Raw genomic sequence first — 24,935 nt, 5'->3', positions numbered from 1 at the left:
AACTACGGGGCCTTCCACGATGGGTATCCGTTGTTCATGACGGGGAACGGCGTGCGGGCTTCTGTGGGAGTGGCTAGCGTCCTGGTGTGCCCAGGAAGAAGAGCGGGAAGCTCGCAGCAGACATGTTCATGCAGGCGTCTCAGCGGATTTGGGACTTTGTGCTTGAGGCGGAGGAAGCCAAGCTGACCGATCAGGCGTTGACCTGGGTGTACGAAGCGGCCCTCGTCAAGACTGCGGTGGCATTCGAGAAGTTGATGCTCGACTGCCTGATCACGGCCGTCAACAATGACACCTCAACGATCAGCGCGAAGACCGGAGTTCCCTTCCCGCGCCACCTCAACGACGAGGTCTGCGAGTACCTGCTCACTGGGGGCGGATACTTCGACTTCAAGGGAGGCCAGGGTGGTCTCGTCAAGGTGATCAAGGAAGTCGTGGGCACCGAGCACTACCTCTATAGGGTCGTGAAGAGCCCGCAGCATCGAGACCCCATCAACCTGCTGGTCGCTCTGCGCAACTTTGCTGCGCACGAGAGCGCCAAGGGCAAGTCAGCCGCGCTAAGAGAGCATCTGATCTAGGTAGTTGGTGTTCTGGGATGATTTTGTGACTGGTGGTGTTGGTGGTCGTTGGATGAGGCGTGAGTGTTCGTCGTCCGTATCGCAGTGATGTGTCCGACGCCCGTTGGGCCTTGATCGAACCGGTCTTCACCGCCTGGCGGGCGAGACGGAATGGACCGGGCACCGCGGCCCGGGTGCACGATCTGCGGGAGATCGTCAACGCGATCCTCCACGTCAACCGCACCGGCATCCCGTGGGAGTACCTGCCGCACGACCTCCCTCCGTACAAGACCGTCTACGACTATTACGCGAAGTGGGAAGCGGACGGCACCACCCAGCAGGTCCACGACCTGTTACGCGACAAGACCCGGCGGGCTCACGGCCGCAGTGCGGAACCCACCGCGGCCGTGGTGGACGCGCAGAGCGTGAAGACCTCGGCAAACGTCCCCGAGACCAGTCAGGGCATCGACGCCGGCAAGAAGATCAAAGGCCGCAAACGGCACCTGATCACGGACACGCTCGGTCTGGTGCTTGCCGTCCTCGTCACCGCCGTGAACGTGCACGACACCACCGGCGGCAAGCTTCTGCTCGACGACCTGTCCGCGGCACACCCCAGCGTGACCAAGGTCTGGGCCGACGGCGGTTACCAGAACAGCATCTTCAACCACGGGGCCCGGCTGGGTATCGATGTCGAGGTGGTGCAGCGGCCAAGGGCGAAGGGGTTCGAGCCGCTGCCGAAGCGGTGGGTGATCGAGCGGACCTTTGGCTGGCTGATGCAGCACCGCCGTCTAGCACGGGACTACGAAGCACTACCGCAGAGATCGCGGGCGATGATCCACTGGGCGATGGCTAACAAGATGTCCCGCGAACTGACCGGAGAATCCGTACCAACCTGGCGAATCGAAACGGACATCCCACTCACATCTGCGTGAACAGTGATCAGATGCTCTCTACACCGCTCTGTCACCGGCCACACGGGCCGATGCCTACCTGTGTTGTCTGTGCCAGGAACCGCGCCGCGCCTACTACTGGGACCACTGCCACGAGCCCGGGCACGGAAAGGTACGCGGACCGGTCTGCGCCAGTTGCAACACCCTGGAAAGCGGCGGCTGGTACTACCTGCAGACTCCCGGGGCGATGGCTCACCTGCTGCGCTGCATCGACTGCCGACGCAAGAGCACGTTGCCCGCGCATCATCGGGCCCGGCTGGTCCGTGACCTGCTCGAGCCCGACGCGCATACGGACTGCGAGTGGGAGCCCTACCGCGGTCATGCTCGTAGTGAACCAGACGGCTCGGTATCGGTGGCCCTCTCGTGCAATCACGGCCTGGAGGCGCACCGGTGGGACCAGGTGGTCCCGGCAGCCGACGTGGCACGTCTGGTCCGTGAGTCCGTCCACCACGCGCTGACAGAACAGGCATGAGGGGGCTGCCTGACTGGGCCAGAAAACTCGCCTTGTCACTCGAGCAGGATCTGTTCGCTGCGCTTGGGGCTGTCGCGGAGTTCTAGGAGGTCACGGCGGTTTGTGATGAGCTCGCGCAGAGCCAGCGTGGCGGTGGTGATGGCCAGGTCTCGAGCGTCGTCAATCTTCTTCGGCGTGATGTCTTGTGCGCCGTGGACAATGCGGCTTCTCATGTCGTAGACGCCTTTGGCCAATTTGAAGAACGCACGACGTTCTTCCAGTGTCGGATAGAGCAGGCGGGCCAGGGAGGCGCATACCCGGAAGGTGATTTCGGCGTGGGTGCCAAAGATGGATTCCCAGACAATGACGGCGTCCACCAGCGCGTCGGTGGAATCGAAGCGCTCGGTGACAGCTCTGAGCAGTCGTTGGGGTGCGTGCCCAAGGTTCGTAAGGGGGGCAGCATCCAGGGCTGTGATCCACCGTTCCCACTCCTCTGCCTGCTCGACTGAGATGCGTGTAGGCGTGCGGTGACGCAGCCGCGCAAGCTCGGTGTAGGAGAAGCCGTTCGCGGGGGCAGTCGGGCTCTCGATCAGGGACCAGGTAGGCAGGAGCGCAGGGGAGCTGGGACTATTCATCGTCAGTGTGAAGGCCAGTCGTACCTGCTGGGCTCGTCGCGCGAGCTCCTGGTGGCTGCCTGGGTGGGTGGTGGCGCGCATCGGGGGCGTTTCGTCCCCGGCATGCAGCGTGACCTTCGCGCCCCATGGCACGCTGCACTCGATGGTCAGGTCTCCGGTGCCCTGGCTTCGGATCACCGTCCCGTCGTCAAGGTGGCTTTCGGCGGCCGCAGTTCCCCCTCCGTGTTGGGCGAGGAGGTTGTCGGTTCTGCGGGTGGCGCGCACGCGCCCCCAACTGGTGATGATCTCCTGTTTCTGGTCCGGGAGGAGGATTCCTGTCAGACCCGCGAGACCCGTGGCCTGGACCTCCTGTTCTGCGTAGGCGTTGCGTGCTTGTCGGAGTGCCTGCGGGAGGCCTTGCAGCAGATCCTCCAGCTGCGGTGGCCTACGCAATGCCGCCTGCCGGAAGGCGGCCACTGCGATGCTTGGGCCAACGCCTGCCAGCTGCATCGTCTGCCCGCCGGTGCTTGAGTCGATCCACACACTCTGCTCTGATGTCGAGTCAGTCGTGAAGGGCAGCGTGGAGTCAGCTGCAACCATGCGATCGAGGCGGGCCCGGGCTGGGGTAGACCAACCCAGCCCAAGCCCGGAATCACCGAGGAGGAGCCCGCCGAAACACTCTGCTACCCACGCTTGAAGGGCGGCAAGAACAGCATCGCCCGCTGGCTCAGGGAGTACCGGTGGGGCCCCGCCGGCCAGTAGCCGCAAGTCATTGGCCAGCAGCGTGTCTGAACCGGGGCTCGGATGCAGAAGACGGGCCAAGCGAAAGTGGGCTGGCAGAGACACGTCCGCAGGCAGTTCCTGCGCAAGCTGGTGCACCGTCGAGATCACTTGTTGCTGTTCCGGACTTCGGTCACCGCTTCCGCTTTCGACGGCGAGGATCCAGTCGACGAAGGCGTCTCCACTAATCCGGCGGATGTCACTCTCGAAGGAACGTCCGCCCTCAGGCTGATCAGTCACCGGACAAGGGTAGATGCTCGTATCGCCCACGCTGCGGACTTGAAGTGCCCCCGGCTCGATGGATTCGGTGATCCTGCGTACGTGAGGCAACGACTTCGACTGGATTCAGCAGCCAGAGCCAAACTCATGACCGTCGTACGAACGATGCACCTCGTAGCGGCCCCTGGAAGAAGGGGGCGACCAACGCACCGACCCAAAGCTCGTCAGTGACCACGTGGGGTCCGGTGGGGCGCGGCGGGGATGTCGTGGATGTGACGTTAAGCCCCATCACTGACAATGGCGGTAGCTGTCCGCCGCTGCAGCGCGCTAGGTGTATTGATCACGAGCGTTGTTAACGCTGGCCGGGCTTGATCATGGCGAAGACCTCCGGTGTGGTGGAGCTGTCTAGGACTGCACCGCACGGAGGTCTTCGTGTCCCACCGTAATGCCCGGCTGACCGTCCACGGCAGGCGGCTTCTCATTGAACGCGTCCGCACGGGCCGTCCGGTAGCGCATGTCGCAGCCGAGATGGGCATCTCGCGCGTCACCGCCCACAAGTGGGTCCGGCGCTGGCGGGCCGAAGGCGAGCAGGGACTGCACGACCGCTCCAGCCGGCCTCGCACGACCCCGCACCGCACCCCGGCGACGACCGAGGCCCAGGTGTGCCGCCTGCGCCAGGACCGCAAGCTCGGTCCCGCCCGCATCGGCCCGATCCTGGGCCTGCCCGCCTCCACCACCCACCGGATTCTGGTCCGCCACCGGCTCAACCGCCTGGCCTTCCTGGACCGGCCCACCGGCCAGGTCATCCGCCGCTACGAACGCGACCGCCCGGGCGAGCTGATCCACGTCGACGTCAAGAAACTCGGCCGCATCCCCGACGGCGGCGGCCACAAGGTGCTGGGCCGCCAGGCCGGCCGCGTCACCCGCAGCAACATGGGCTTCGACTACATCCACTCCGCTGTCGACGACCACACCCGCCTCGCCTACAGCGAGATCCATGCAGATGAGAAGGCCGCCACCTGCGCTGCCTTCCTGCGCCGGGCCGCAGCCTTCTTCACCGCACACGGCATCGACTCCATCGAACGCGTCCTGACCGACAACGCCTGGCCCTACCGCAAGAGCTTCGCCTGGCGCGATGCCCTGGCCGACCTCGGCGCGACCGGCAAACTCACCCGCGCCTACCGGCCACAAACCAACGGCAAAGTCGAACGCTTCAACCGCACCCTGCTCGACGAATGGGCCTACCAGCGGCCCTACACCAGCAACACCGAACGCACCGCAGCCCTGGCAGACTTCCTCCACACCTACAACCACCACCGCAGCCACACCGCACTCGCAGGCCACCCACCGATCAGCCGCGTCAACAACCCTGCGGGTCAATAAAGCTAGGGCGCCATCAGTCCTCCAGCCAGGGCAACCGGGTGGTCCGCCAGGCGAGGTCCTAGTGCATGCAGGCCGGACAGCGGTGTTCCCGCAGCCAGTGGGGCTCATGCGTCATACGGCTGCCGTCAGGCCTTCACCAGTTCGACCAACCTTCCATTTGCTGAGCTACACACCTCACATGCTGTGCAAGCCCTGCGGTGAAGGAGGTGAAGTCTTCTCCGAAGTAGGCGCTGACCAGGCCAAAGAGCGGGGCGTCAAGGGACAGCTGGTCCCGCACACGGCCGTCAGGCCGGTAATGGACGAGCGTGTTACGGAATTGCGGGTTCGCCTGGATGATTTTCAGGCTCATCGGCGCGGTGAGGATGGCCTCCAATGTCTGGCGTGTGGAGGGCCGCAGTTGCGAACCATAGGTGTTGGCGAGTTTAGTCAGACTCGAGAGGGTGTGATGCAGTGTGACGTAGCGCAGCTTCACGACGGTGGCGTCGGACTGCCCGTTGGTCTCCTCCGCGAGGAGCACGTCGACCACGTTGAGCGCGCATGTGAATGCTGTCAGAGCCGCTTTGATCTCTTCGGGGATAGCTGGATCAAAGGACTTCTGATAGGTCTTCTTTGCGCGTACGTCCTTGGCCGTCGGGCTCTTCGATATCACTTCCATGAAGGACGTGCCTGTCCAGTCCAGTTCGCCCGTGGCTGCTGCCGTGTATCTCGATATTTCGGAGGCGACGGTGCGGAGTTCGCGGCCAAGGCTGGGAGGGTCGTGGATTTGGCTGGGCGAGAAGGACATGAAGAAGTTCATGACGTGCGAGGTTGAGATGACTCTGCCCTGGTAGCGCCACAGGGCGAGGTCCGTTTCCAGCGGACGTGCCAGAGGCAGCCAGGTGTTGCCCAGGAACTCTGCGCGATGAGCCTCGATGATACGTCCGAAGTCCGCGCCGATGGCGGGCAGTTTCTTCTGCGTGTCGTCGAAGAGCTTCACCGAGTGACGCGCGCGCTCGATGACATCGGCGCAGTCGTACACGAGGGTCTGGGCGAGGTCTGTCTCGATCGCCCGCAACGCCCGATGGGACTCGTGGACCATGAGACAGCTGTAGTTGTACATGCACATCAGGGGAACGATCGCCCGATCACCAGCCTCGACGGCGCCTTGCATGACGCGTCGCAGGAACATCAGGTCCTGCGCGATCAGGCCAAGAGCGATGTCGTTGCCCGGCGAGGTACTTGTCGTCATGGCCTGCGTTTCCCGAACATTGCAGTGGTAGTGCCGGTATAAGGGACGCGGTCAGCGAAGAGGGCTTCGGCTCCGGGCAGTCCCTCGACGGGGGTGATGCCTTCGTATCCCATGTTGCCTGGGGCGAAGAGGACGCCGGGGTGCGTCATGATCACTGGATCGAAGCTGAGGACAGCCCAGAACAGGTCTTCGTTCGCCCACCAGTCTTCGCTGCTGATGCGAAGGAAGCGGTGGTTGGGCTCGCTGATGCTGAGGTTCACGTACGACCAGTACTTGGGATCCTCACGACGCCACTTGGTGTTCTCGTGGTAGATGTTCTCGAGGTACTCGTCATTGGCAAGAAGTGCCCGAGCTTTGCACAGCCGCTGCACGAGGATGCCGAGCAGACCACGGTTGGTGGTGAAGTGCACCACTTCGGTGATCTTCCGTTTCTGGATGAGCGTGCTGATTCCCTCGGCGTGTATGTCGCCGTCCGATGTGGGCGGACTCGGCTTTGTGGTGGTCATACGGCCTTCACGTCATAGGTGTCCGGGTCCATGCAGGCGATGAGGTCGCTGGCCTCGGAGGGCTTGTAAGTGATGGTCAACGTCTTGCGAGCGCGTCCAGCTGACATGGCCAGCAGGCGCAGGTGGGCGTCTCGTTCGCTGTCGCCGGGCTCGGTGGCGTGCGGCATGACCTCGCTGTTGAGGCCGACGATGATCACGTGGTCGAACTCCAGACCCTTTGCGGAGTGCATGGTCGACAGCGCCACGTTCACCGGGCCGGTGGGCCATTCCCCGGTACGCGTGAGCGGGACCCAGGCCAGCCCGGCTGCATTCAGGCGTGCCTTGACCTCGCTGAACCAGCCGCCGCCCTTGGCATGGAGGATGACGACGGACTCGTCGTTCTCCGGGCCGAGGTCGTTGAGGAACTGCACCACGTGGTCCATCTGCTGGGTGAAGGTCCCCTGGACCAGCAAAGGCTTGTCGCCGTCCTCCCCACACGAGGAGAGATCCGGGATCGCGGCGTCGTCCGTGGTCTCTACGTCGCGCAGCAGGAGGGCGGCGAAGGCAGCGATCTGCCGGGTGTTACGGAAGTTCTTCGACAGCAGCTTGCTGTTGTGCGGCCCCACGCTCAAGCCGACTTCAGCCCAGGTGAAGCGCTGGGGGTAGATGCGCTGGGCCGCGTCGAGGACGAAGGTGAGGGTGTGCTCGTCGGTGACGTGGTTGAGGACCGCCCGGACCTGGTTGGCGGAGAAATCCTGGGCCTCGTCCACAACGACGACGTGGTACGGGTCGTCGGCGCGCTTGGCCGCCATGGCGTTGGCCAGGTCAGCCCAGTCCCAGGCCTGCTGTTCCTTCTTCCACTCCTGGAAAGGAACGATCACCTCGTCCAGCAGCCGACGGCGCAGCGAGGCCGGCATGCGCGGGGAACGGCCACGGCCCTGCCGCTCGCACTCGATGTACTCGGTCAGGCGGTCCGGCGTGAAGCGGCCCAGGACATAATCCACTTCAGAGCGTACAAAGTCCTCGGACAGGGGCAGGGCCGCGGCCAGGGCGTCCAGCTTTCCGTTGTGCTCGTGCTCTTGAAGGATCCGCTCGTAGGGCACACGGTTGGTGGCCCACTTGGCGAAGGTGGAGATCGTTAGCTCGACGTCGTTGCCCTTGATCTGTTCCTTCGTCAGTTCCTCGATGTAGCCGCGCAGGGTCTTGTTGTAGGTGAGGACCAGGACGCGGACGGGGCCGTCGATGAAGCCGTCACGGCGGCGGCGCTGCCAGTACCGGACGGTGAACTTCAGCCGGTACAGGGCGGTGGTCGTCTTGCCGCTGCCGGCGGCGCCCCGTACGACGAACACCCCCGGTTTGTGATTGTTGATCACCGTGAGCTGCTCGCTCGTCGGCTGCGTCGGCCTGAGAACCTTCACCCGCGCGTCCCCTCCCCAAGACTCGCTCCCCCGTACCTGAGGCCATGTTAGAAGTCGGCGCCACCAGGCAGGCTGTAAATCGGACAGGCATCCTGTCGCATGATTACGGTTAGCGATACACCGCTCACCCGTTCGGGTGACGGAAACTGATCAAGGCTCCCCAGAAACGCCCACCCGGATCGCCGAACACGAGACCGTGGTGGAGTGCCCCATCATCCCGGCCTTCTGCGGACAGCTCCCCTGCATGGGGAGACGACCTCGTCGCTGATCTGCCGCATCGCAGGCCGCTACGGGATGGAAGCGAAGGTGTTGCGGTCGTGCTGGCAGTGGCGCAACTACCGGCCAGGGCACGACGGAGGAGGCGCGCGGGCCGACGCCGAGGTGCTGCTGAATGCAGCCGGACGGCAGCTCCTGGCAGGCCTGTGCGGCGTCGAGGAAGACGTCCTAGCGCGGGCGTTGCCGTCCTGGGGACAGGAGGACGTCAAGCTGTCGGCCGGAAACAACGGAGTGCCGGCGGCGGCGTGGCGGACCGGAGGCGCGGTCGCCGGGCCGGTCGCCTTCGGCTGCCGCCTGTGCGCGGCCCGGCGCACGGGGACGGCCGTGCGGGTGGTGCGGTACGCGCCGCGATGGGAGCGGGTGTGCGCCCGGCACCGGCGGTGGCTCCTGGACGCGGACGCCGACCAGCCCCTGGAGCACCTGGACGTGCGGGGTGTGCCGGAAGTGGCCGCGGCGCAGCGGCGGTGGACGGGCGTGGCGCGGCGCGCAGCACGGGCCGGAGCAGATCCGGAGAGGGTGTTCGCGCTGGCGCACGCGGTGGTCGCCCGGTGGTGGGAACAGGCCCTGCACTGGGAGCGGGAGGTTATCTGGCCGCGGCGGCTGCACCAGGTCGCGGGCGGCAACGCCGGGACGGAGCTGGAGCGGTGGCGGATCGTGGGGCGGGACGCGGTCGTCTTCCCCGAGGTGGTGGCCGTGGCCGACGCGCTGCTGGACCCGGCCATGGCCGAGCTGGTGTGGAGGGACTGCGGGGCCGAGCAGCCGCGGCCGCTGCCCGCCGATGGGTCGTTCTGCCGCCGGCTCGGTGAGCTGGTCGGGCGGGGGTGGCTGGGGCCGCTTGCCGCCACCGACTACGGCGGCCCGCTGACCTCGTGGATGGGCGCTGTTATCCGCATCCGCCGCGGCGCGGGGGGCCCGCCCGGCTACGGCAACGATCCGTGGTGGCTGCGCCAGGAGCACGAGCCCGCCACCATGGCCGGACAGTTGCGCGTCCTGTCCAAGGAGCGCAACGCGCCCGGCTCGGGCACCACGTGGCGCTCTACGGTGCCGGCCGAGCAGCGGGCGCTGATCACCAGCCTGATCAACGACGCCGAAGAGCAGCTGACCCAGCTGCGCGGTGCCCAGTACGGCAAGACCGCCGACGCCGCGCAGCAGTTGCTGGGCAACCTCGGCCATGCCGCCACGCTGATCGACCAGGCCGTACGGGAAACCGCAGCAGCAGCCCTCACGGCCGGGATGGCACTGGAGGATCTGGCGCGCTGGATCCGCCTGCCGGCCGATGTCCTGGCCGAGGCACTCGCGGCCCACCGCAACGGGCGGTCGGGAAAGGAGCGGTGAACAAGTGCCAGGAGGCAGGGAGGTGTGCACGGAACCGTCATCCGCAGGGCAATACCTCATTGCCCTGCACTCGTGATCAAAATCCGTGAAGCCGCCCGCCACGCAGGCAGGACGGGCTTGACTGGGGCACGTGGGCAGCAAGGACGCAGCGGCCGCATCGGGCGGCCGCTCACAGCACATGCAGACGGACACCGGATCCGAGTGGGAGGCGGTCTTCGTCGACCCCATCGGGCAGGTGGTGCAGCAGCGGTGGGCGGACGCGGTTCTCTCGGTGGCCTTCGAGGAGCTGGAGCCGGTTTCGGCGTTCCCGGTGGTGCCGGGGCGGCGGTGGGGGCCCGGCCAGTGGTGGTCGGCCACGACCGGCCGGCATGTGGCGTGCAGGTCGGCCGCGATGCGGACGCAGCTGATGGTGCTGGACCGCGACCCCGAGGTGGTCGGCCTGGCCGGACGGCCGGTCCGTCTGCTGTGGCGGGACACGCGCGGCCAGGTCCGCTCGTGGGTGCCGCAGCTCTTCGCCCACCACCGCGACGGCACCGCCCTGCTGGCCGACTGCCCCAGCCACCCGGAGGCCGGCGGCGAGCGGGCGCAGCGGGCCGCGACGGTCCTGGAGGAGGCGTGCGCGCAGGCCGGCTGGAGCTACCGGCGCCTTGAGCTGCTGGAGAAGACGCTTTCGGCGAACCTAAAATGGCTGGCCGGCTACCGCCATCCCCGCAACGCCGGCCGTCCCCGTCTCGCGGCCGCCGTACGTGAGGTGTTCGCACAGCCGCGGCCGCTGATCGAGGGCGCCGAAGCGGTGGGCGACCCGATCGAAGTCCTGCCTGCCGTCTTCCACGCCCTGTGGCACGGACACCTCACCACGCCCCTGGACGTACCGCTTAACGAGCGGGTCCTCGTCAGTACCGGCGTCGGCGGTGCGAACGGCCGCGGCGGCCCGGGCAGCGGGGATGGGCGGTGAGCGTGCGGCGTGGCGGCCGACCGGTGCTGCAGGTCGGAGCGCACGTCCGCTTCCGTGACCGCGTCTGGCAGGTCATCGCTGTGGCAGGGCAGCAGGTCCACCTCGCCGGTGAAACAGGCGAAGACGAGACGGTCGTGGCCGGACACCTGTTCGCCGACCCGTCCTTCGCCATCGTGGGCGCCGAGATGCCCCAGGCCGTGACGCAGTGGGGTCTGTTCGAAACCGCGCCCAAGGACGCGCGGCGCAAGGCGCTGGCCTGGCAGCGGCACATCCGCGAGGTGGAGACCGGCCTGCCCGGCGGGACGGACAGCGACGGGGCGCCCCGGGCCGAATACGACCCCGACCGGTTCGCACTCGCCCAGCGCGAGGAGGCCAAGGCGGCGGAGCTGACCGCGATCGGCTTCGGACCTGTCTCCCGGACCACGGTGCAGCGCATGCGCCTGGCCTACCGCAAACAGGGCTTGTGGGGCCTGGTCGACCACCGCACCACCCGCCGTCCCAGCCCTACCGGGCGTACCGACGAACGCGTCATCGCCGCCATCGAGGAAGCACTGCGCCGCCAGCGCGGCCGCTCCAAGGGCACCGTCAAGGGCCTGACACCCCTGGTCGCGCAGATCCTTACCGACCGGCACGGCCGCGGCACGGTGCCCATGCCTTCCCAGGCCACCTTCTACCGGCTCGTCCACCAGCTCGCCGGTCCCGCCGAACACCCCCACCGCCCCGCCAACACCCTCCCCACCCCGGCCGGCAGGCGAGCGTTCACCCCGACCGTGGCGCTGCGGCCGGGCGAGCAGGTTCAGGTCGACACCACGCGGCTGGACGTCCTGGCCGTCTTCGACGACGGCACCACCGGCCGGCCCGAACTCACGATCGCCGTCGACGTCGCCACCCGCGCCATCCTCGCCGCCGTCCTGCGGCCCGCCGGCACCAAGGCCGTCGACGCCGCCCTGCTGCTCGCCGAGATGGCCGTCCCCCACCCGGCCCGCCCCACCTGGCCCGACGCACTGCGCGTCGCCCACACCCAACTCCCCCAGTTACAGCGGCTGATGGGTCTGGACGAACGCCTTCAGGGCGCAGCCGCCCGGCCGGTCGTGGTGCCCGAGACGATCGTCGTGGACCGGGGCAAGGTCTACCTGTCCACGGCGTTCAGCGCCGCCTGCGAAACCCTCGGCATCAGCGTCCAGCCCACCCCGCCCTACGCCCCCGCCGCCAAAGGCATCGTCGAGCGCACCTTCGGCACCATCAACGCCCTGCTGTGCCAGCACCTGCCCGGCTACACCGGCTCCGACGTCACCCGCCGCGGACCGGACGCCGAAACCGAGGCCTGCTTCAGCGTCGCCCAGCTGCAGGACCTGCTGGACGAATGGCTGATCCACTACCACCACCGCCCCCACGAAGGCCTGTGCCACCCCACCCTGCCCAAGAAGGCGCTCACCCCCAACCAGATGTGGGCCGCCCTCATCGCCCTCGCCGGCCACGTACCCCTCCCGTTGAGCGGCAGCGACTACCTCGAACTGCTGCCGGTGCGCTGGCAGGCCATCACCGAACGCGGCATCCGCATCGACCACCGCACCTACGACGCGGACATCCTCGCCCCCTACCGCGGCCAGCCCTCCCCCGTCACCGCGCGCGGCGGCAAATGGGAGATCCACACCAACCCCCACGACGCCCGCCAGGTCTGGATCCGCCTGCCCGACGGACACCTGGCAGAGATCCCGTGGGTCCATCGCGACCACATCCACCAGCCGTTCAACAGCGCCACCTGGCAGCACATCAAAACCATCACCGCCCGCCACGGCGACCGCGATACCCACGAAGCCGACCTCGCCGACGCCCTCGACCAGCTCATGCGCCGCGCCCACACCGGCACCGCCACCCCCGGCGAACAGCGCCTGATCACCCGCACCGCACCACTGAAAACACCCCCGCCCACGGCCGTCACCCGCCCTCCCCACACTCCGGACCCGCAGGCCGACAGCTGGGACGACGACAGCCTCGACGACCTCGACACCCTGCCCAACGACCCGGAGCAGGCCGACGGCGACGACGAAACCGTCGACAACGGCGACGCGCCCGTCCCGTACACCGGACTCGGCCTCTACGACCCCGCCCAGGAAGCCCTCAACTGGTGACCAGCCCCGCACGCAACGACCACGCCACCACCGACACCGAGGTACCGCTGCCCGGCCCGCACGCAGCAGATCCGCAGTGGCCGATCACCACCTGGCAGGGCTGGCACAACTTCGCCACTACCCCGCCTCTCGCCCCGCCCCAACCCGGCGACGCACTCCGCAGCACGGATGAACGCCTGGCCTACCACTCCGCGTTCGTCACCGTCCGCACCCCCGCCATCAACACCCTCGCCACCCAGGTCCGCACCCTGATGCTGCTCGGCCGCCACCAGCAGACCACCGCCCGGCCCTCACTGATCGTCACCGGCCCGGCCGCGGCCGGGAAAACGACCGCCCTCCTCGAAGTCGGACGCACCTGCCACCTCGCCCACACCCGCAAACACCCCGCCCCGCCCGGACGCACCCACCAGCAGATACCGGTCGCGTACCTGCTGGTGCCGCCCGGCGCCACCGCCAAGACCCTCGCCACCGAATTCGCCCGCTACCTCGGCATCCCCGTCACCACCCGCATGACCCAGGCCCAGATCACCAACGCCGTCTGCCACACCTACACCCAGGCTGGCGTCCGCCTGGTCCTCATCGACGAGATCCACCGCCTCAACCCGCGCACCACCACCGGCGCCGAAGCCGCCGACCTGCTGAAAGACCTCACCGAGCGCATCAGAGTGACCTTCGTCTACACCGGCATCGATGTCGCCTCAACCCCGCTGTTCGCCGGAGTACGCGGCGCCCAACTCGCCGGCCGCGCCAGCCTCATCACCTGCGGCCCCCTCCCCGCCCGCCACGGCCAGACCCGGCCCTTCACCGACCTCATCACCGACATGGAGAACGCCCTCGACCTGACCCAGCACCCACCCGGCACACTCCCCCGCCACGCCGCCTACCTCCACCAGCGCACCGCCGGCCGCATCGGAAGCCTCGCCCGCCTCATCCGCCACGCAGCCATCACCGCCATCTGCGACGGCACCGAACGCATCACCAAAAAATCACTCGAAGCCATCCAGCTCGACCACCTCGCCGAAGAACACAGACGCCCCCGCACCCGCCGAACAGCGACAACGGCATGATGCGGACGTGAAGAAGATGAGGGGTACACCGGCCCAGGAGGAGTTCGCTGCTGTCTGCGGCCGGGCATGGGACGTCCTGATCCCCGCCCGCTCCGGCTACCTGGCCGGCGTCTCACCGCACTACGACGAGGTCTTCCACGAGGTCGCACAGCGAACCGAGCACACGGGCAGCCTCGGCAAGACGGACATCGCAGCCCTGGTGGTCTGGAAACGGCTGTCCGCACAGACCCGTTGGGTGTCGGCGCTGATGTCCCTGCCGGACCCCCAGGTACGAGCAGTCACCGAGCGGGCCTCACCGCCGTCCGCGACACCACTCTCCCGCGCAGCGAGGTCGCCCGCGCAGGGCGCGGCATCATCTGGGAACTGCCCGGCTTTCGCACCGGCGACGCCCTCGCCTCAGCCATCCTCACCGCAGCGGCACCACAGCGGATGGCCGTCTACGACCGCCGCGTCCAACACGCCCTGGACACCCTCACCCTCACCCTCACACCGGGACTCTACGGCCGCTACCTGCAACTCCTCGACGACCTCCTGCACCACGGCGGAGCACGCGCCGACGGCTGGACCGCACGCCACATCGACACCGCCCTGTACTGGACCGGCAGACCAGACCCGGTGCCAAGCCGCTGACCAGAACAAATACGCGTGAGCCCTTTAGATGCCGGACACCGTCACCAACACCACACCGCCGTTATCAACGAACCCGAACAACCACAGGTCAGACGCCACATCACCACTGCTTCCAACATCCCGCAAGCGCCGGACTCCTTATCAGGTAATCACCAACTCCCCAGCTCAAGCAGTCCTCGCCACACCAACTACGGACCTCGGAATCACAGCAGCCGATTCCAGACAGGCCTGCGTGCCGCGCAGCTGGGCTGGCTGGGAGATCAGAGACCGTATAGGCCGCGTATAGCAGCCGATTCCACTCTCGACTCATCACATGGGCGGAGTCACCGGACTCCGATACCGATCCCCCATTGGAGTCGAGATGACCAAGGTGAGCCTGACGAACGGCCTTGACGCTGCCCGCAAGCAGCAAATCAAGGAAATCGTCTGCGACATTCTCGAGATCGACGAGGACGAGGTCACCGAGACCAGCCTCTTCAAGGAGGAGCACGACGCGGACTCGCTGCGTGCAATCGAGATCCTCGCCGCTCTGGAGCGGACCCAGAACGTGACGATCGACCAGGCCGAGCTCAGCCGCATGGTCAACCTGGAGGGCGTGTACACGGTGGTGGCCGAGGCTGCCCAGAGCTGATCCGTCGTCCCGACCGCCAGATGGGTGAGCTTCGATGAATGCTTCGATCAGCACGGACGAGAGAGGTCACGGCGAGCCCCGGCGCCCGCACCCAGAGGCTGTCGGCCGCCGGGTGGTCATCACCGGACTCGGCGTGGTCACCAGCATCGGCATCGGTGTCGCGGCCTTCGCCGCCGGGCTCCGTGAGGGACGCAGCGGCGTCAAGCCGATCACCGCGTTCGACACGACCGGATTCGCCCACGCCAACGGCTGCGAGGTCACCGACTTCGAGCCAGAACGCTGGATCACGCGGCAGGACCCCAAGGAACTGGGCCGGGCGAGCCAGTTCTCGGCCGCCGCCGCGCGGATGGCGATCGAGGACGCCGGCCTGACCGTGGCGGACGTGCGGGCCCGCCGCTCCTTGGTGTCGGTGGGCACCACGGACGGTGAGTCCCGCGACCTCGACCAACTCGTCGCCGCGGGTCTGAGCGGCGGCCCCGGCGAGTACGACCCGGCCGTCGCCCGGCGCGTCCCGGCCGGGCGCCTGTCGGCCGGCATCATGCGCGAGCTGGAGTTGGAGGACGTGGAGGCCGTGACGATCCCGACCGCGTGCGCGGCGGGTAACTACGCGGTCGGCTACGGCTACGACGCCCTGCGCAGCGGTGACGTCGACATCGCCCTGTGCGGCGGCGCAGACGCGGCCTGCCGCAAGACATTCACCGGCTTCTACCGGCTCGGCACCATCGCCCCGGAGGTGTGCCGGCCCTTCGACAAGGACCGCGAGGGCATCCTCACCGGCGAGGGAGCGGGCATCCTCCTGATGGAGAGCCTCGACTCCGCGCTCGCCCGCGGGGCCCGGATCTACGCTGAGGTGCTCGGGTACGGGCTCGCCTGCGACGCCCTGCATCCGGTCGCCCCGGACCGGGACAGCATCGCGCGGACGATCCGGATCGCCCACCGCAACGCGGGCGTGACTTCGGACCAGATCGACTTCGTCTCCGCGCACGGCACCGGCACCAAGGCCAACGACATCACCGAGGCGGGCGCCATCCGCCAGGTGTTCGGCGAGGACTCCATGCCGCGCACGGTCTCCATCAAGTCGATGATCGGACACAGCATGGGCGCGGCCAGCGCGGTCGCCGCGGCGGCTTGCGCCCTGGCGATCACTGAGGGCTTCATCCCGCCGACCGTCAACCACCGCGAGACCGACCCGGAGTGCGGCGTCGACTGCGTGCCCAACGAGGCCGTGGAGGCAGAGCTGAGCGTCGTACAGAACAACGCGCTCGCGTTCGGCGGCAACAACGCCGTACTGATCCTCGGGGCGTACCGCGACGCGGGGAGTACGGGGCCTGTGGGGAGCGCGGCATGAGCTGGATCGTGACCGGGATGGGCGCCGTCGCCAGCATCGGCGGCAGCGTCGAGGAGATCTTCGACTCGCTGGTCAACGGCCGCAGCGGGCTCGGCCCTCTGCGCGGCTACGACCGCGAGAAGTTCCGCGCTCAGGTGGCGTACGAGATCGACGACCGTCCGGCACCGGGTGTGGACGAGCCGCTGCGGGCCACACGCTGGCTCGAACGCGCGGTGGCGGCCGCTGCGGCGGACGCCGGACTCGGCGAGGACCTGTCGGGGGTGCCGGTGCTGGTGGGCACCACCCTGCGTGAACTGCGCTCGGTGGAGCTGTCGTGGCGCGAAGGGATCCCGTTCGACGCGGCCGACCTGCACTTCGGGACCATGCTGCGGCACCGGTTCAACGCCGCGGACACCCACACCGTGGCCAACGCCTGCTCGGCGTCGCTGTACACGCTGGCGCTGGGCGCCGACCTGCTCGACCTTGGCGCGGCGGACACCGTCGTCGTCGCCGGGGTCGACACCCTCACCGAGAGCACCTACGGGCTGCTCGACCGCTGCTACCCCGAAGCCCCCAACCGCGTCCGGCCGTTCGACCGGGAGCGGCGCGGGATGCTCCAGGGCGAGGGCGCGGTAGCGGTGGTGCTACGCCGGGAGGCCGACGGGCCTGGACCGGCCGCCCGGGTGCACACCCGGGTGCGCGGGGTCGCGGTCAACTGCGACGCATACCACCCGTCGGCACCGGACGCGAAGAGCATCGCCGCCGCCGTCCAGGAGGCGCACCGCAGGGCCGGGGTCCGGCCCGCGGACATCGACCTGGTCATGCTGCACGGCACCGGCACCCCGCTGAACGACGAGGCCGAGTCGACCGCGCTCGGCACGGTGTTCGCGGGCCTGAGCCCCTCCCCGTACATGACGGCGATCAAGTCGATGACGGGCCATACCGCCGGCGCCTCCGGGCTGCACAGCCTGATCGCCGCCGTCGACGTGATGCGCACTGGCACAGTCCCGCCGACGGTGTATCTCGACGACCCCGTGGACGCCGTGGCCGGCTTCCGCCTGGTGCGGGGCACCGCCGAGCGGCCGCAACAGCCGCTGAGACTGGCGCAGATCGACTCGTTCGGGTTCGGGGGGCTCAACGCGGTCGCGGTCGTGGAGCGCGTCGCGGACTTCCCCGGCCCTCGGCACCCCGAGGGAGGAGGCCAGTGAGTACGGAACGCACGGCATACGCCATGATCACCGGGCTCGGCACCGCCGTGCGTGGGCTGACTGGTCCGGGCGACCTGCTCGGGCCGCTGCCCGCGGGCCACCGGGGCGCATCCGACCCCGTCTCCCGGCTCAAGGGGCGCGGACTGCGCTACAAGGACCGCGCCACCAAGCTCGGTATGGCGGCGGCCTCGGACGCGCTGCGCGCGGCCGGGCTCACCGACGACTCCGGAGACCTCACCGTCCCCGGCGAGAGCGTCGGTGTGGTGGCCAGCACCAACTACGGCAACGCCGACACGGTCTGCGAGACCGTGCAGACCATCGCCGAATCCAGCTACCTGGCGACCAGCCCAATGATGCTGCCCGCTACCTCCAGCAACGTCGTGGCCTCCTGGGTGGCCATCACTCACGGGCTGCGCGGCGCCAACCTGACGCTGTGCAACGGGCCGACGTCCGGCCTTGACGCCGTCAACTGGGCCCGGCTGTTGATCGCGGCCGGCAGGGTCGAGCGCGTCCTGGTCCTCGGCGTCGAGCCGGACAACCCCGCCGTACGGCACGTCACGGGCACACCCGAGAGGCATAGCGCCGGGAATGCGGACGCGGTCCCCGACCTCTTCGACGGGGCAGTCGCGCTGGTCGTGGAATCGGCCGCGTCGGCCCGCGCCAGGTGTGTACCGCCACTGGCCGCCGTCGGCCCGTACGCCCGCCGGGGCGGCCATGCCGACGCGGTCGCCGAGGTGCGCTCCCGGCACGCCGGACGGATCGGGCTGTGGTGCGCGCCGGAGCACCCTGACGGGGTGACGGCCCCGGCGTCGGGCCTCGGTGCCGGAGCTGGCACCGTGCCCGTCCACGACCTGTCCGCCCGGTACGGCCCCGCCTCGGGCGCGCTCGGTGTGCTGCAGTGCGCGGCAGCGGCTGTCTGGCTGGACAGCCACGGGCCCGACCCCGCCGACCTCGTGCTCGTCAGCGCGGGTACCGGAGATGCGGGCTGGGACGACGCGAGCGCCGCCCTGCTGCTGTCCGCACCTGGCGCGGTGCCTGCCGAGTCCGTGGGCAGCGCGCGATGAGCACGCACGACGGGCCGGGCACCGGCGGCACGGTGACCGGGCTGCCGGTCCCGCGCGGACGGTGGACGGCCTCCGTCCGGCTGCGCCGCGCGGCCCGGTCCGTACCGGCGCCGGTACGGCTGCTCCTGCTACACGGACTGGCCGGTTCCACCTCTGTGTGGCGGCCGTACGACGAACTGGCCCTGGACGGCATCGAGATCTGGGAGGGCGTCCTGCCGTGGGGAGCCGAGGGCGATCCCGGCTGGAGCGTCCACGACGACCCGGCGAACCACGTGGAACGGGCGCTCGACGCGGTGCCCGGCGGCGTTGACGCGATCGTGGTGCACTCCTTCACGGCGGGACCGGCCCTGGAAGTGCTGGCCCGCCGGGCCGTCGGCCGTGGGCCGCGCGCCGCTGTGGTCGTCGCGCCCTTCCACCGGCGCAGCCCGGGCGATTTCACCTGGGACGACGCCCTGTACTACTTGGGCGGCTTCCACCGCATCCTCGAAGAGGGGCTGCGGATCGGCGCGGGCGACCGCATCTCGCCCGAGCTGCGCGCCGCGATGGCCATGCGGGTGCGGGACCGGATCGGGCCCTACGGCTGGCAGCAGTTCTTCGGAGCGTATCTGCGCAGCCCCGACCTCGACGTCGCCTCGCTGCGTCTGCCGGTGCTCGTGGTGGCCGGCACGAAGGACTTCGCCGCCCCGCCGGACGACGCCCGCGCCCTGGCCGGGGCGCTGCCCGACGGCCGGTTCGAACTCTTCGGCGACTGCGGCCACTTCGCCATGGCCGAGCAGCCGCGGAGGTTCGCGGACGCGGTGCACGCCCTGCTGGCCGAAACATTCCCGGGCCTCGTGCCGGGCACGGCGGCCGCCCGCGCGGCCCTCTGACCCGCCTCACCTTGCCGACCCTTTCCGCAGCCCCACCACTACGCACCGGAGTCGACGTGACGACCACCCACACCGCTGACCTCGAGGCCTCGGTCCTCGCCCTTAAGGAGCCCAGTTCCCTGGAGATCCGCCCCCGCTACGAAGGCTCCAACATCTGCACCTGGATCGGGTTCAAGCATGTCAACTACCTGGTCGAGGAAGCCGTACTGAACCACCTCAGGCAGTCCGGGATCGCCCCGGGCACAATCTACGAGATGTACGGCCTGTGCACCGACATCGTCGACATCGACACCCGCATCCTGCACGCATTCCACATCGACGACACGGCCGTTGCCGAGGTAAGGACGCACCGTAGGGCCCAGGACGACGAGCTGTTATTCGCCGTCACCCTGCACGTGCAGCGAGAGACCCTGCTCAAGGCGGTCACCTCCACCGTCCGCGTGCAGCTGCGCCTCGACGCACGCGGCGGCGGCGAGCAGCCGGTGCCGACCGCGCTCGCGCCGTTCGCGGTCGACCGGCTCGCCGCGGTGCCCGGCTGGACGCCGGAGCTCGTGGAGGCCGACCTGGCCGCCGACGACCTGGTCAAGGAGCTGACGGCCGGGCGCAATGCGTACGCGTGGAAGTTCCGCATCCCGTACTGGTACTGCCACTTCACTGAGCGCCAGCAGATGTCCGGCTACCTGCGCCTAATGGAGGAGGCCAAGGACCGGCTGGTCGCCGACCGCGGCGTGTCCATCAAGACGCTGCTGGACGAGCAGAACTGGATCCCGGTGGTGCCGCACTCACGGATCACGATCCTCGACGAGGCCCGCATGGAGGAGGACCTGTACGTCGTCCTAACCGTCGAGCACGTCTTCAAGGGCATCACCTACGACTCACGCATGGACACCTACGTGGTGCGCGACGGGAAGCTGGTACAGACGGCGACCGGCCGGATCACCCACGGTTACGCGGTGATCGAGAACCGCCGCGACTGGTCCCTGGTGCCCTTCGACGACCGCATGAACGCGGCCCTGGAGGGCCGGGCGCTATGAACCGCGGGGTCGAGGTCGTAGTCACCGGGGTCGGCGCCGTCACCTGCCACGGTGTGGGTGCCGACACTCTGTGGCAGGCCATGACGGCGGCCGACGCCCGTCTGCCCGACCGGCCGGCGGACCCGCTCGCCCGCATGGACCTGCCGCTGATCAGCCTGGTGCCCGACCCCGACCTGGCGGCCGACCGGGCGACGCGGTTCGCGTCGCTCGCCGCCGCCGAGGCGCTGGCCAACGCCGGGCTGGACGCGGCGGCGCTCGCGGCTACCCGTACGGCCGTCGTGCTGGGCAGCTGCATGGGCGAGCCCGGCACCAACGAGCGCGGGCGGGGCGACGACGGCGCTTGGACGCCGCCGTTCCGCCTGGCCACGGCGCTCGCCGCCGAACTCGGGCTGTTCGGCACGGTCCACAACATCGGCAACGCCTGCGCGGCCGGGGCGTACGCCCTCGGCATCGCGGCAGACCTGGTGCGCGCGGGCGCAGCGGACGTCGTGCTCGCCGGCGGCTCCGACGCGTACTCGCGGGTGGCGCTCGGCTGCTTCAACCGGCTCGGTGCCGTCGACGCGGAGCACTGTCGGCCCTTCGAGAGCGACCGGAGCGGCACGGTGTTCGCCGAGGGCGCGGGAATTCTCATCGTGGAGTCGGCTGCGCACGCCCGCGCGCGGGGTGCCCTGACCGGTGACGGAGAAGGCGTGCTGCGGTTGTCCGGGGTCGCGTGGAGCTGCGACGCAGACCATCCGACGGCCCCACGGGCCGACGGCGAGCAGATCGTGCGGGCGATGCGCGAGGCCGTGGGCGGCGCCCCCGAGGGCATCGGCTGCGTGGTGCCGCACGGCACGGGCACCCGGCTCAACGACGTCCTGGAAAGCCGGGCCCTGCACCGCGTCCTCGGGGAGCGGGCCGCGCACGTGCCGCTGTACAGCCTCAAGGCGCTCCTCGGCCACGCGGGCGGGGCGTCCGCCGCGCTGGCCGCCGTGGCCGCGGCGCTCATCCTGCGCCACGGCACCGTCCCGCCGAACGTCCCGCTCAGGGAGCAGGACCACGAGTGCGAGGTGCTTCTGCCGCAGGGCGAGGGAGTGCGGCTACCCGCGGCGGCCCGGCGGGTGCTCGTCAACGCCTGTGGATTCGGCGGGAACAACGCGTCGGTGGTGCTGGCCGGCGCTCCGGTGAGCCCAGAAGCGGGTAAGGGAGGCGAGGCGGCGTGAGCGCAGCTTCCGTGGGTGAACTCGCCGTCACCGGGGTGGGCGTGGTCTCGCCCTGGGGTGACACGGCCGACGTGGCCTCGGCGGCGGGTGGGGCACCGATGCCTCGTGCCGGTGACTGGTTCGACCACCGGGAACGGCTGGGTCCGCGCGGTTACAAGTACCTTCCGGCGGCGGCCCAGTACGCCCTCGCCGCGGCCCGGGGCGCGCTCGCCGACAGGGGCCGGCCCGACGCGGTCCCGGCCGACCGGCGCGGGCTGCTGCTCGCCACCAACGCCGGGCTTGCCGGGCTCTTCGAGGCCATGGACGCCACCGTCGCCGAGTCGGGCGCGGCGGGCATCTCTCCCGCCTCGGCCCCGTACTTCGCGGTCAACGTCCTCGGCAACCGGCTGGCCGTCGAACTCGCCCTGAACGGCTTCGCGCTGACCGTTGCCACGGCCCGTACGGCCGCCGTGGACGCACTGTCCACCGGGGCGCTCGTGCTTGCGTCGGGCCGCGCCGACTCGCTGGTGCTGGCGGCGGCCGAGGAACCTGTTCCGGACGGCCGGGGCGGTGGGGGAGAACAGGGCGCCGCGGTGCTCACGCTGGAGTCACCTGCCGGGGCCCGGGCACGCGGCTCGGCGGTGCGGGCGACGCTGCGGGCCCGCTCGCTGTTCGTACCGCCCGCGGCACTGGCGGACGCGGCGGGGCGGTCCCGTGCCGACCGCATGCTCACCGCGGCTCTGGCTGAGCTGACGGCGCCGACGGACCCGTCCGTCGGGGTGCACCTGGACCTGGACGGTTCCCCGGTTGCTGAGGCGGTCGCGTCGGCGGTCGTCGCCGTCATCGCCCGCCAGCCAGCCGACGGGGCGCCGACCGGTTCCCCGGCAGGCCCCGGTCCCGCCGACGGCCCCCCGGCCCCCGCCCATGGCTCCCCACCAGACCGGCTCCCGCGCACCGGCTGCCTGGGCCCCGCCCTGGCCGTGGCACACGCCGTCACCGTGGGCGACGGTGCCGGCCGGCTGGTCGTCTGCGCGACCGGTGCCGGGCACGTCGCCGTCGTGCGTGTCTCCCCCCAAACCGCCCACGTTCCCCGAACCGCCCCACCGCACACAGGAGCCGGAGCATGTTGAAGTCGCTTGAGGGGAGCTGGTGCCTGGTTCTCGGGGCCTCCAGCGGGATCGGGCGGGCCATCGCCCTGGGGCTCGCCGAGGAAGGGGTCCACGTCGCCGGCGTGCACTTCGACACGGCGGCGCGTGCCGAGGAGGTCGAGGAACTCGTCGGTGACATCCGTGCCAAGGGCGTCGAGACGCACTTCTTCAATGCCAACGCTGCCTCCCGGACCACCCGTCAGGAGGTCGTCCCCCGCCTGGCCGAGCTGACGGGGGCCACCGGCGGTGTCCGCATCCTGGTCCACTCGCTCGCCTTCGGCACCCTGCTGCCGTTCCTGCCGCGCGCGGGCTGGGACAAGCACATCACCACCCGCCAGCTGGAGATGACCCTCGACGTCATGGCGCACAGCCTCGTGTACTGGACGCAGGACCTGCTCGCCGCCGGCCTGCTGCGCGACGGCTCGAAGGTGTACGCGCTGACGAGCGCCGGCACCTCCCAGGCGCTGCCCAGCTACGGCGCGGTCTCGGCTGCCAAGAGTGCCCTGGAGTCCCACGTCCGTCAGCTGGCCTGCGAACTGGCCGGCCGGGGCATCGCGGTGAACGCGCTGCGCGCCGGCACCACCGTCACTCCCGCCCTGCAGCGCATCCCCGAGCACGCCGGCTACATCGAGCGCGCCGCCGAGAACAACCCCCACGCCCGGCTGACCCGCCCCGAGGACGTCGCGGACGCTGTCGCACTGCTCTCGCGCACCGAGTCCTCCTGGCTGACATGCAACACCATCGGCGTCGACGGCGCGGAACTGCACGCGGCTGCCGGCGCCTGGGGATGACCCCCCCCCCCCGGAAAACAGGCCCTCCCTCCTCCACGACTTTCACCGACAGGAGCAGACAGCGATGAGTGTCAGTCTTGCCACCGGGGCGGACCCGGACACCCTGGTCGTATCCGGCTGGTCGGCGGCCTCGCCGTACGGGCTCGGCGCCGAGGCCTTCGCCGAGGGCGTGCGGGAAGGCCGGGACGGTGTGCGTACCGTGGATGACGCCCCACACCTTGGCCCCTACGAACGGGCCGGGCACGTCCCGGACTTCGACATCAGGGCGGTGCTGGGCCGCAAGGGCACCCGGGGGATGGACCGCGCCACCGCGCTCGCCGTCGCCACCGCCGGGATGCTCCTGGAGCAGGCCGGCGGCGGGCTCGCCCAGGACGACCCGGAGGCCGTCGGCATGGTGCTCGGCACCGGGCACGGCAGCGTGCAGAGCATCATGGACTTCACCCGGGACTCCCTGACCGGCGAGAAGCCCTACCACGTCGACCCGGCCCTGTTCCCCAACACCGTGATGAACCGGGCCGCCGGCCAGAGTGCGATCTGGCACAGCCTGCGCGGCCCCAACACCACGGTCGCGGGCGGCGCCCTGACCGGCCTGCTCGCCCTCAACTACGCGGCCCGGCTGCTGCGCCGGGGCCACTGCGAGGCCGTACTGTGCGGTGCCGTCGAGGAGTTCTCCACCGAGCGCGCCTGGCTGGAGTACTGGGCCCGCACCGGAGGTCCCCACCAGCAGCCCACCGGGCCGCTCGGCGAGGGCTGCGCGCTCTTCCTGCTGGAACCGCTCGGCCGGGCCCGCGCCCACGGCCGCGCTCCACTCGCCTCGCTGCTCGGCAGCCGCTTTGTCGCCTTCCACGCGCCAGAGCGTGCCCACGACGCGGTCGTACGGGCGGTCACCGAGGCCCTCAAGGACGCCGATGTCCGACCCGACGAGGTTGCCCTACTGGTGCCGTCCGACAGCGGGGGCCCGCTCGGCGGCCGCGAGGACGCGGCGCTCACCTCGATCTTCGGCGAGCACCAGCCGCCCCGGCTGCGGCTGCGCCGCCTGATCGGCGACGTGGGTGCCGCCTCCGCCTCGCTCCAACTGGCCGCGGCGCTCACCGCCACGGAAGCGGACCGGCCCGTGCTCGTCACCTCGGTCGACCCCGACGGCCAGACCGGAGCGGTCGTCCTGCGCGCGGGTGCGCGGTAGACGCGGTGAGCACCCTCGACGT

23 protein-coding genes and 1 pseudogene are annotated in these 24,935 nt (G+C 69.7%); 20 read left to right on the top strand and 4 right to left on the bottom strand.

From position 1 onward, the window contains the following. Positions 1–86 precede the first annotated feature (86 nt). From ACFVYR_RS20745 to ACFVYR_RS20730, 4 genes and pseudogenes are all read left to right on the top strand, one after another. On the top strand, positions 87–575 hold the full coding sequence (locus tag ACFVYR_RS20745) for a hypothetical protein (RefSeq protein WP_384251061.1): 489 nt from the start codon (positions 87–89) through the stop codon (positions 573–575). 59 nt (positions 576–634) lie between these two features. Then, the gene (locus ACFVYR_RS20740; RefSeq protein WP_384251058.1) at positions 635–1,486 is read left to right on the top strand and encodes an IS5 family transposase; all 852 of its coding nucleotides are present in this window, start codon (positions 635–637) and stop codon (positions 1,484–1,486) included. A gap of 28 nt (positions 1,487–1,514) precedes the next feature. Beyond that, positions 1,515–1,643: pseudogene (locus tag ACFVYR_RS20735) on the top strand (endonuclease domain-containing protein); the annotation flags it as partial. A gap of 48 nt (positions 1,644–1,691) precedes the next feature. After that, on the top strand, positions 1,692–1,976 hold the full coding sequence (locus ACFVYR_RS20730) for a hypothetical protein (RefSeq protein ID WP_384251056.1): 285 nt from the start codon (positions 1,692–1,694) through the stop codon (positions 1,974–1,976). Positions 1,977–2,011: 35 nt separating this feature from the next. Here ACFVYR_RS20730 and ACFVYR_RS20725 read toward each other — a convergent pair whose 3' ends face one another. Next, a complete protein-coding gene (locus ACFVYR_RS20725; protein WP_384251053.1) occupies positions 2,012–3,589 on the bottom strand; it encodes a hypothetical protein in 1,578 nt (525 codons plus the stop codon). A 411-nt stretch (positions 3,590–4,000) separates the two neighbouring features. Between ACFVYR_RS20725 and ACFVYR_RS20720 the strand changes: the two genes are divergently transcribed. Continuing rightward, complete coding sequence (locus ACFVYR_RS20720) at positions 4,001–4,951, top strand: IS481 family transposase (protein WP_384251051.1); 951 nt, start codon at positions 4,001–4,003, stop codon at positions 4,949–4,951. Positions 4,952–5,084: 133 nt separating this feature from the next. Here ACFVYR_RS20720 and ACFVYR_RS20715 read toward each other — a convergent pair whose 3' ends face one another. Genes ACFVYR_RS20715 through ACFVYR_RS20705 form a run of 3 tightly spaced genes read right to left on the bottom strand, consistent with a single transcriptional unit; the run spans position 5,085 to position 8,082 of the window. Then, positions 5,085–6,179 (bottom strand): hypothetical protein, encoded by a 1,095-nt coding sequence (locus ACFVYR_RS20715; protein ID WP_384251049.1) that lies wholly within the window; start codon positions 6,177–6,179, stop codon positions 5,085–5,087. Beyond that, positions 6,176–6,685 carry a DarT ssDNA thymidine ADP-ribosyltransferase family protein gene (locus ACFVYR_RS20710; protein ID WP_384251047.1) on the bottom strand — a complete coding sequence of 170 codons (510 nt, stop codon included), beginning with the start codon at positions 6,683–6,685 and terminating at the stop codon, positions 6,176–6,178. Before ACFVYR_RS20710 ends, ACFVYR_RS20715 begins: the two co-directional genes overlap by 4 nt. Continuing rightward, a complete protein-coding gene (locus ACFVYR_RS20705) occupies positions 6,682–8,082 on the bottom strand; it encodes a 3'-5' exonuclease (protein WP_384251045.1) in 1,401 nt (466 codons plus the stop codon). Before ACFVYR_RS20705 ends, ACFVYR_RS20710 begins: the two co-directional genes overlap by 4 nt. 204 nt (positions 8,083–8,286) lie before the next feature. Between ACFVYR_RS20705 and ACFVYR_RS20700 the strand changes: the two genes are divergently transcribed. The 15 genes from ACFVYR_RS20700 (at position 8,287) to ACFVYR_RS20630 (ending at position 24,913) form a co-directional block, all read left to right on the top strand. After that, on the top strand, positions 8,287–9,693 hold the full coding sequence (locus tag ACFVYR_RS20700) for a DNA-binding protein (RefSeq protein WP_384251042.1): 1,407 nt from the start codon (positions 8,287–8,289) through the stop codon (positions 9,691–9,693). A 130-nt stretch (positions 9,694–9,823) separates the two neighbouring features. Then, entirely contained in the window at positions 9,824–10,648 is an 825-nt protein-coding gene (locus ACFVYR_RS20695) for a TnsA-like heteromeric transposase endonuclease subunit (RefSeq protein ID WP_384251040.1), read from the top strand. Next, a complete protein-coding gene (locus tag ACFVYR_RS20690; RefSeq protein ID WP_384251038.1) occupies positions 10,645–12,780 on the top strand; it encodes a Mu transposase C-terminal domain-containing protein in 2,136 nt (711 codons plus the stop codon). Before ACFVYR_RS20695 ends, ACFVYR_RS20690 begins: the two co-directional genes overlap by 4 nt. An 83-nt stretch (positions 12,781–12,863) precedes the next feature. Beyond that, entirely contained in the window at positions 12,864–13,847 is a 984-nt protein-coding gene (locus ACFVYR_RS20685; protein WP_384251251.1) for a TniB family NTP-binding protein, read from the top strand. Between the two features lie 231 nt (positions 13,848–14,078). Then, positions 14,079–14,477: a hypothetical protein gene (locus ACFVYR_RS20680; RefSeq protein WP_384251035.1), complete on the top strand. Its 399-nt coding sequence runs from the start codon at positions 14,079–14,081 to the stop codon at positions 14,475–14,477. 361 nt (positions 14,478–14,838) lie between these two features. Further along, positions 14,839–15,108: an acyl carrier protein gene (locus tag ACFVYR_RS20675; RefSeq protein WP_384251033.1), complete on the top strand. Its 270-nt coding sequence runs from the start codon at positions 14,839–14,841 to the stop codon at positions 15,106–15,108. A gap of 34 nt (positions 15,109–15,142) precedes the next feature. Beyond that, on the top strand, positions 15,143–16,456 hold the full coding sequence (locus tag ACFVYR_RS20670) for a beta-ketoacyl-[acyl-carrier-protein] synthase family protein (protein ID WP_384251030.1): 1,314 nt from the start codon (positions 15,143–15,145) through the stop codon (positions 16,454–16,456). Then, a complete protein-coding gene (locus ACFVYR_RS20665) occupies positions 16,453–17,643 on the top strand; it encodes a beta-ketoacyl synthase N-terminal-like domain-containing protein (protein WP_384251028.1) in 1,191 nt (396 codons plus the stop codon). Before ACFVYR_RS20670 ends, ACFVYR_RS20665 begins: the two co-directional genes overlap by 4 nt. After that, the gene (locus ACFVYR_RS20660; RefSeq protein WP_384251026.1) at positions 17,640–18,707 is read left to right on the top strand and encodes a beta-ketoacyl synthase N-terminal-like domain-containing protein; all 1,068 of its coding nucleotides are present in this window, start codon (positions 17,640–17,642) and stop codon (positions 18,705–18,707) included. Before ACFVYR_RS20665 ends, ACFVYR_RS20660 begins: the two co-directional genes overlap by 4 nt. After that, positions 18,704–19,576, top strand: a complete 873-nt coding sequence (locus ACFVYR_RS20655) for an alpha/beta fold hydrolase (RefSeq protein WP_384251023.1) — start codon at positions 18,704–18,706, stop codon at positions 19,574–19,576. Before ACFVYR_RS20660 ends, ACFVYR_RS20655 begins: the two co-directional genes overlap by 4 nt. A 56-nt stretch (positions 19,577–19,632) precedes the next feature. Then, entirely contained in the window at positions 19,633–20,610 is a 978-nt protein-coding gene (locus tag ACFVYR_RS20650; RefSeq protein WP_384251021.1) for an acyl-CoA thioesterase, read from the top strand. Further along, the gene (locus tag ACFVYR_RS20645) at positions 20,607–21,812 is read left to right on the top strand and encodes a beta-ketoacyl synthase N-terminal-like domain-containing protein (protein WP_384251018.1); all 1,206 of its coding nucleotides are present in this window, start codon (positions 20,607–20,609) and stop codon (positions 21,810–21,812) included. Before ACFVYR_RS20650 ends, ACFVYR_RS20645 begins: the two co-directional genes overlap by 4 nt. Beyond that, positions 21,809–22,921: a beta-ketoacyl synthase N-terminal-like domain-containing protein gene (locus ACFVYR_RS20640; protein ID WP_384251016.1), complete on the top strand. Its 1,113-nt coding sequence runs from the start codon at positions 21,809–21,811 to the stop codon at positions 22,919–22,921. Before ACFVYR_RS20645 ends, ACFVYR_RS20640 begins: the two co-directional genes overlap by 4 nt. Next, positions 22,915–23,730, top strand: coding sequence for an SDR family oxidoreductase (locus ACFVYR_RS20635; protein WP_384251013.1), 816 nt, complete (start codon positions 22,915–22,917; stop codon positions 23,728–23,730). Before ACFVYR_RS20640 ends, ACFVYR_RS20635 begins: the two co-directional genes overlap by 7 nt. A 64-nt stretch (positions 23,731–23,794) precedes the next feature. Next, the gene (locus ACFVYR_RS20630) at positions 23,795–24,913 is read left to right on the top strand and encodes a beta-ketoacyl synthase N-terminal-like domain-containing protein (protein WP_384251011.1); all 1,119 of its coding nucleotides are present in this window, start codon (positions 23,795–23,797) and stop codon (positions 24,911–24,913) included. Positions 24,914–24,935: the final 22 nt, after the last annotated feature.

Source organism: Streptomyces sp. NPDC058284 (genome assembly GCF_042881135.1).
Classification (GTDB): domain Bacteria; phylum Actinomycetota; class Actinomycetes; order Streptomycetales; family Streptomycetaceae; genus Streptomyces.
Note: the sequence above shows the minus strand (reverse complement) of the source record. Positions and strands in the feature narration are given on the sequence as shown.

Coding starts and splice junctions, on each gene's coding strand:
- ACFVYR_RS20730 (WP_384251056.1), top strand. CDS start 1,692: ATGGCTCACCTGCTGCGCTGCATCGACTGCCGACGCAAGAGCACGTTG.
- ACFVYR_RS20675 (WP_384251033.1), top strand. CDS start 14,839: ATGACCAAGGTGAGCCTGACGAACGGCCTTGACGCTGCCCGCAAGCAG.
- ACFVYR_RS20670 (WP_384251030.1), top strand. CDS start 15,143: ATGAATGCTTCGATCAGCACGGACGAGAGAGGTCACGGCGAGCCCCGG.
- ACFVYR_RS20655 (WP_384251023.1), top strand. CDS start 18,704: ATGAGCACGCACGACGGGCCGGGCACCGGCGGCACGGTGACCGGGCTG.
- ACFVYR_RS20710 (WP_384251047.1), bottom strand. CDS start 6,685: ATGACCACCACAAAGCCGAGTCCGCCCACATCGGACGGCGACATACAC.
- ACFVYR_RS20630 (WP_384251011.1), top strand. CDS start 23,795: ATGAGTGTCAGTCTTGCCACCGGGGCGGACCCGGACACCCTGGTCGTA.
- ACFVYR_RS20645 (WP_384251018.1), top strand. CDS start 20,607: ATGAACCGCGGGGTCGAGGTCGTAGTCACCGGGGTCGGCGCCGTCACC.
- ACFVYR_RS20715 (WP_384251049.1), bottom strand. CDS start 6,179: ATGACGACAAGTACCTCGCCGGGCAACGACATCGCTCTTGGCCTGATC.
- ACFVYR_RS20635 (WP_384251013.1), top strand. CDS start 22,915: ATGTTGAAGTCGCTTGAGGGGAGCTGGTGCCTGGTTCTCGGGGCCTCC.
- ACFVYR_RS20665 (WP_384251028.1), top strand. CDS start 16,453: ATGAGCTGGATCGTGACCGGGATGGGCGCCGTCGCCAGCATCGGCGGC.